The organism is Bacillus cereus group sp. BfR-BA-01355, assembly GCF_022663675.1.
In the GTDB taxonomy this organism is placed as follows: domain Bacteria; phylum Bacillota; class Bacilli; order Bacillales; family Bacillaceae_G; genus Bacillus_A; species Bacillus_A thuringiensis_S.
The window spans coordinates 1-6,490 of sequence record NZ_JAKUFY010000177.1 but is presented as its reverse complement, the minus strand read 5'-3'; the positions used below and the strand labels follow the sequence as shown (position 1 = coordinate 6,490).

The window sequence follows — 6,490 nt, the reverse complement described above, 5'->3', positions numbered from 1 at the left end:
TTTCAATATTTTCAAACGGTATTTCACGTTTTTTCAATTTATAATACGTATTTTGCAATTGACTTTCTGTTTTCGGAAAAAGATTTAGTTCATTTTTACTTACGTATTTTGAAATATTTAAAATGTTTAAACCGTGACGTTGACAAAATTGATACACTTCATAAAGTAGCTCTAGTTCAGACTTCAGCCATGTAATTGCTGATTTTTCATATGCTCGCATCCCGCCATTTTTTTCTATATCTATTTGAAATAATACCATTCTATTATGTAAATCAACTAACTCTTCATACTTTACTTGGAATTCTTTTTCTATTTTTTTTAATTCCACCTCTAGTTGCATATCGTTCATTTTATTATTTGACATGTTTTGTAAAAGACCTAATACATTAATTGCTGTGTGGTGATACATAATCTGTGCCACTCCCCCTCATCCTTTCACAATTCTCATCTGACTCCCATGTCTTTTAAGAAAATAGCAATTTTTACATATCCATATTATAACAGTTCGAAATTATCTGTCAAATAATAAACATACAAAAATGTATAGAAAGTATAAAAATTTGGAAAATGTTTTTTATTAATATGTAAAATTGCATATTAATTACATTTAATTATATTATATGGTATTTTGAATATTTTTTCACCGAAAAAATTTGCGTTACCACGAAATATTACTAAAATAACCATCGAAAATACGTTTGCTTATATTTTCAAATTAAAAATCTCTAAATAAAGATTATTCACATATACAGCGTCAAACACCCAAGAAACCTTTCATTTTTTTGCCTGTTTAAAGTATAGAATACTAAAAAGGAACTAACCAATGCTTACACATGGCTAATTCCTTCCTCTGTCTAACAGAATAGAGTTATAAACCCAGTCTTCCAATCCTCAATCGAAGTCTCACTTCTTCTTACCTAAAACTACTTCATACCTCTGAACTCACATCGCATGAGACTCTATTAATCACTGAAAACTTCCTTACATAAGTAGTTCCTCTATTCCTACTAAATAGAAAAATGTTATACACCAGCTCTTCTACTTACCTATAACCACTCTATATTTCTGGTCTCAACATCGCATAGGGCTCTATTAAGCACTGACCGCTCAACACTTGGCTAGAGCTTCTATTCCGGCTAAAAAGAAGCTTTTAAAGCACTAACTTATCAACTAAACCAATTAGCTCTTGAATATCTGGCTTACTTACTTGAGCATTTGCTCCTACAGCTTCACCTTTATGGAATAATTCATTTGTAATTAATGAAGAGAAAATAATAACTGGTAAACGATTCATTACTTCACTATCCTTAACCACTTTCGTTAAATGATGTCCATCCATTTTTGGCATTTCAATATCCGTAATTAGCAAGTGAATATGTTCAAACATTTTTTCACCTTGCTCTTTCGCTAATTTTTCAATTTGTGCTAACGCTTCTGCACCATTGCTGAAGAAGTTCATTTTTGTATATCCAGCTGATGATAATGTTTCTTCTAATATTTGGCGAAGCATCGCTGAATCTTCTGCAATATAAATTACTTTTTCAGCTCGATCTGTTTTTTGTTCTAACCCTGCAATTGATTTATTGTCATAACCAGTGCCGCTAATTTCACATACAATTTTTTCATAATCTAATAGTAAGATGATTTTGCCATCTAGTTTTACAATACCAGATGTCGTTTCTTCTAGTCCCATAGATAATGAAGCTGGTTCATCAATTTGTTCCCACGAAATACGTTGAATACGATGCACTTCATCAACGCGGAAAATAACTTTCATTTGGTTTAATTCTGAGATGATAAATTTCGTTTGATCAAGTGGCTTTGTTGACTTTAAATTAAGAGCCATTGCTAAGTTAATAACAGGTAAAATTTCACCACGTACTTGAACAACACCTTCAACTGCATGATGAGATTCTGGCACAGTTGTAACAGGGAATGGATTAATGATTTCACGTACTTTCATTACATTAATACTAAATAGGTTTTCACCAACAGTGTACGTAACAATCTCTAATTCATTTGTTCCGCTTTCTAATAAAATACTTTGTGCTTGTGACATAAAGGTGTCGCTCCCCTTCCATTAATTCCGTATATCTAATTATTAAGCTTTATAAAAGCGAAAAAGTCAACTACCTATATAAAAAATATAGATAGTCGATCGATTCATTTTACAAAAAAACAATTAATCTTGTATAAACGAAGCAAGTGCCTCTAATAACACTTCTTGTGCTCCTACAACTTCCGTCGGCATTGCTTCCCATTTTTTCGAAAGCTCCGTCTCTACTCTTATTCTCAGCTCAGAATTCATTTCTGCTAGCACATATTCTTTCGTTGCTATATCAACATCAAGTAGCGCAAGTGCATATAATTCCGGGTCATTTATTTTTTCGAATAATCGTTTTAATACCACCGGTGCTATATGTTTTAATTTTTCAATATGAATTTCCTTATCAGAAAATAGTAACTCATATTGAATAAACGTAACATTTTCTTTAATCACTTTAAAATAACAATTATTTTTTTTATCATTCACAAAATAACCGTTTGGATCGGCAATAATACTCTCTACTTTACGGATTAAATCTGGCAAACTATTCGCCGCCATTACAGTCCGCTGCTCAACCTCACTCGGCGAAATGAATGTAACGCGATACTTATTTTGCGCCATCCTCCTCACCTCTCCTTTTATAGAAATTCAGTCTAATTGTATACTACAACTATCTTAAATCAACTTAAAACTATTTCATATTACCACTTCTTACACTACCACACTACTCTAGTAACTCTACATATCTCTGGTCTTACACATCGGTCGGGACTCTATTAGGCACTAACCGCTCCAAAACATCGCCAGGTCCTCTCTCAAAACCTAAAAAGTACTTCTAAGAACTTTTCAATAACTCTATGTTATTAAACCAAAACGCTATCTGCTGATCCGTAATATTTGGCAACATAACAAAAAACTCACGACACTTCATCTCATCCTTAAACAGTTGATACTTCCAAACGCTATCGCTACCAACACTTATGAAATAAAACTCATGGATACGGCCAATGATTGCTTGTTTTTCGCCAAATGAATACGGAGGCACTTGCTTAATTTCAAATTGATCTGGTAAATATACATGCTCTTCTCGTTCTATTTTTAATACTTGCTCGGCAAGTTCACGTTTATTTTCGAAAAAAGGCAATTGTAAAATTCGCTCTTGTCTTGTCATACGAATAAAAAACCCTTTCTACTCCATTACATTTTTTCCATGCGATATATTATCGAATTAAGTTTACAACTTCATTTAATACTTCATCTGAAACTTTAATTACTTTCGCATTTCCTTGGAATCCGCGTTGGTATAACATTAAGTCAACGAACTCTACAGATAAATCTACGTTTGCACCTTCTTGTGCACCACCGCGTACTTTACCTGCACCATTTTGACCAGATGCACCAAGTGCTAAAATACCTGTTGTATTCGTCGCTGTATAGTTACCATTACCTGTTTTCATTAGTCCGCCTTCGTTCGGGAACATCGCAACAGCTAATTGACCAGCTGATTTCATACTTCCATCAGAATATTTTACCATTACATATCCACCGTCAGCAATGAAGCAATCTTTAACCGTCGCTGCTGCTCTACCATCTACGTCTGTTACTGATAATGTTTTATCTGTTGGATGATTTGTTAAATGACTTAAGTCTAATTTTATAGAGCCGCCATCAAATGGAATATTGGCTCCTTGCTCTTTCGGATTTGGATTTCCAACAGCATCAAATGTCATATTACCACCTGCACCTTGAACATCCTTAAACTCTGTTTCTTTTTTCGAGTCATTACGCATTTGTACTTTATATGTATAATTATGTTCGCTCGTTTGTTTAAACTCTACACGCATTGTCCATGTATTCCCCGCATTATCATATACAGGTAAATCTTGTGTAATTTGTTTTTCACCCGTTGGAATATTACCTTTAATTGTCCCTTTCGATGTTCGAATACCACCAATTGCTGTTCCCATTGGAATTTGCAACGGTCCTGGAATTCCAGATAAATCAACTTCACCAGTTGCCTCATCTGCAGGGTATGCAAATACGTATTGACCTTCAGTATTCGTAATATAGTAATCTGAAGATATCCCAAACGTACCTTTACGAGTAAATTCCATATTTCCGCCCTTTGAATCACCTACAACGAAGAAACCATTACCTTCCATTGCCGCTTGTGTTTTGCCACCTGTTAACGTAATTGTACCATCACTATAATCCGTAACTGTACCACTCATTTTCACACCATTACCAATACTTTTCGGATTTGTTCCTGCGTATTTACCGTCACCTTTTGCACCAATCGAATTGTTATATAGTAAATCATCAAACATTGCTTTTTGTTTTTTATAACCTACTGTTTGTGCATTGGCAATATTATTTGAAGTTACACTTAATGCATTTTGTGTTGCATTCATCCCTGTAATACTTGTATATAACGCTTTAATCATAACGTATGGACACTCCTTATGAATTTGTAGTTTTTACTTCTTCAGTTACTTTTTGATCGTCTTTCTTTGCGTCTTCTGGGTTCGTTTCCCCAATTGGTTTATCAGACACTCTCTCAACGAAACGAAGAGATACAACCTTATTATTAATAACGAGCTGTACATCGTTATTTTCCGCAAGGCGAACCGTTTCTACTTGACCGGTTACTTTGTTTCCGTCACCGTCAACACCTCTTACGTATTTACCTAAAAACTTCATTCCACCATCAAGTGCTGTTGAATACATCGTTGATTGCAGCTTATCTACTGCTTTCGTCATATTCTGTACTTGTTCCATAAGAGATAACTGTGCTGTCTGATTCATCATTTGATTCATATCCATCGCATTAAATGGATCTTGATGTTGGAAACTTGATAAAAACAATTTTAGGAAATCATCTTTCCCCATTACCCCAGGAGTCTTTTGCGCTCCTGCAGAAACTCCATTACTTTGTTGCACTGGCGATTGTACACCATTAACAGGTACATTACTTTTTTGCGCTCCTGTTTGTAACGGAATATGATTTGTACTCGTTGTATTTAATCCAACTGTTGGCACGCTTTATTCCTCCAATAATCCCGCAAATTCTGTTGATTGTTGTTTTTCATGATTTGTATTTGCTAATTTCTGTTTTTGCCTTTGCTCTTGTTCTCGCTGTTCTTTACGATTTTCATCTTTATCTGAATAGCTAATTTGAATATTGATTTCTTTTTCTTTTAACTTTAATTTCAATTCATCAAAAATGATTTCAACACGTTTTTTCGCATCGTGTTTTTCCATTTCTACGTGAACGTCAATTTGATCTCCGTGTTTTTTCATAAATACTGTTAATGTACCAAGTTTTTCTGGATTTAACTGGAATAAAACACGTTCTTGTTTCACTACAAATTTTTGCAGCGCTTCTACTTGCGCTTCCATTTTCTTTCCTAAGTCAGGTAATGACACTTTCTCAGCACCACTATTTGATTTCCCTACTTGTTCGGTACTCGTCGTTTTATTTAATAACTCTGCACCTGTAGAGCTCGAATCATTTAATGCATCAACCTCTGGCAACTCTACCTTTGCATCATCGCTCTCAAGTTTCGGAAGATCTACGTCTTTAAACTCTTCTTGTTTCTTTGCAATATTACAAGTTTCTGTTTCTACAACCTTCAATGCTTGCATCATTTGCTCCGGCATCTTCATTTTGTCTAATACCATTTGCATTGTGTCTTCTAAACATATAGCATTTTTGATATTCATATTTGAAAGAAGTTCTTGTAATTGTTGTAATTCAGCTGCAGGTAATTCATTAAGTTTAATATTGCCGTATTCTTTATATAGCTCTTGTATTTTTTGTATGTATTGATATAACAATTCCGGCTGCACATGTAATTGCTCAATTGCAACCATTTGCTCAGATACAGCTAATAACAACTGTTCTGTCTCTTTTTTTTCTTCTTTCTTTACAATTGGTTCTTCTTTCGTTACCGATGGTTTAGAAAGGTTATATTCTTTTTTCTCTTCTTTTGGTGCTTCTTCTCGTTTCGTTTTCTCCGTTTTCGGCTGCTTTTTATTTTCGATTCTCATCGTACGATCGAATGAAGAATCTTCATTTTTTGATTGTATTTCTAGCCCTTTTTCTTTTTGCGGAGGTAAACTTTGTTGCACCGGTAATACAGACTGTATCACTACATTCACCTCATCCATTCATACACATTTTCAAATCCAGAAGCATTTTTTCTTCCAGCTTTTCTTGTGCTTTCGCAAGCTTTTTGCAATCTTCTTGATACATCTCATCAATGACACGTTCTTTTTCTTTTACTTGCTCTAAAAGGCTTTCATTTTTTTGAATAAAACCTTCTGTTTTTTTAATTTTTCGATTCCATTCTTCTATTCTTTCAGGTGAAAACGTATGTGAAGAAAGCATGCCAGCCATAATACGTTGCCCAGTTTGTACGACTTTACTACGCGATTTCACAA

Annotated in this window: 8 protein-coding genes; all 8 read right to left on the bottom strand. The window is 34.2% G+C overall.

The window, feature by feature from the left end; all coding sequences use genetic code 11:
- Nucleotides 1-409 (bottom strand): DNA-binding domain-containing protein (locus MR167_RS29780; RefSeq protein WP_242316112.1); only part of this gene is annotated, 409 nt, incomplete at its 3' end.
- Nucleotides 410-1,150: 741 nt separating this feature from the next.
- On the bottom strand, nt 1,151-2,059 hold the full coding sequence (locus MR167_RS29775; RefSeq protein WP_000075943.1) for a chemotaxis protein: 909 nt from the start codon (nt 2,057-2,059) through the stop codon (nt 1,151-1,153).
- 123 nt (nt 2,060-2,182) lie between these two features.
- Nucleotides 2,183-2,668 carry a hypothetical protein gene (locus MR167_RS29770; RefSeq protein ID WP_000068302.1) on the bottom strand — a complete coding sequence of 162 codons (486 nt, stop codon included), beginning with the start codon at nt 2,666-2,668 and terminating at the stop codon, nt 2,183-2,185.
- Between the two features lie 214 nt (nt 2,669-2,882).
- The gene (locus tag MR167_RS29765; protein WP_000198167.1) at nt 2,883-3,218 is read right to left on the bottom strand and encodes a DUF3964 family protein; all 336 of its coding nucleotides are present in this window, start codon (nt 3,216-3,218) and stop codon (nt 2,883-2,885) included.
- Between the two features lie 49 nt (nt 3,219-3,267).
- Nucleotides 3,268-4,491 (bottom strand): flagellar hook protein FlgE, encoded by a 1,224-nt coding sequence (locus tag MR167_RS29760; RefSeq protein ID WP_086397923.1) that lies wholly within the window; start codon nt 4,489-4,491, stop codon nt 3,268-3,270.
- 16 nt (nt 4,492-4,507) lie between these two features.
- Nucleotides 4,508-5,086 (bottom strand): flagellar hook assembly protein FlgD, encoded by a 579-nt coding sequence (locus tag MR167_RS29755; RefSeq protein ID WP_001143485.1) that lies wholly within the window; start codon nt 5,084-5,086, stop codon nt 4,508-4,510.
- A 3-nt stretch (nt 5,087-5,089) separates the two neighbouring features.
- Nucleotides 5,090-6,199 carry a flagellar hook-length control protein FliK gene (locus tag MR167_RS29750; protein WP_142287884.1) on the bottom strand — a complete coding sequence of 370 codons (1,110 nt, stop codon included), beginning with the start codon at nt 6,197-6,199 and terminating at the stop codon, nt 5,090-5,092.
- A gap of 10 nt (nt 6,200-6,209) precedes the next feature.
- Nucleotides 6,210-6,490: cytoplasmic protein (locus MR167_RS29745; protein ID WP_242316111.1), on the bottom strand; the 281-nt coding region annotated here is incomplete at its 5' end.

Excerpts from the sequence above, each read along its gene's own strand:
- MR167_RS29775 (WP_000075943.1), bottom strand. The coding sequence starts at position 2,059 with ATGTCACAAGCACAAAGTATTTTATTAGAAAGCGGAACAAATGAATTA.
- MR167_RS29770 (WP_000068302.1), bottom strand. The coding sequence starts at position 2,668 with ATGGCGCAAAATAAGTATCGCGTTACATTCATTTCGCCGAGTGAGGTT.
- MR167_RS29765 (WP_000198167.1), bottom strand. The coding sequence starts at position 3,218 with ATGACAAGACAAGAGCGAATTTTACAATTGCCTTTTTTCGAAAATAAA.
- MR167_RS29760 (WP_086397923.1), bottom strand. The coding sequence starts at position 4,491 with ATGATTAAAGCGTTATATACAAGTATTACAGGGATGAATGCAACACAA.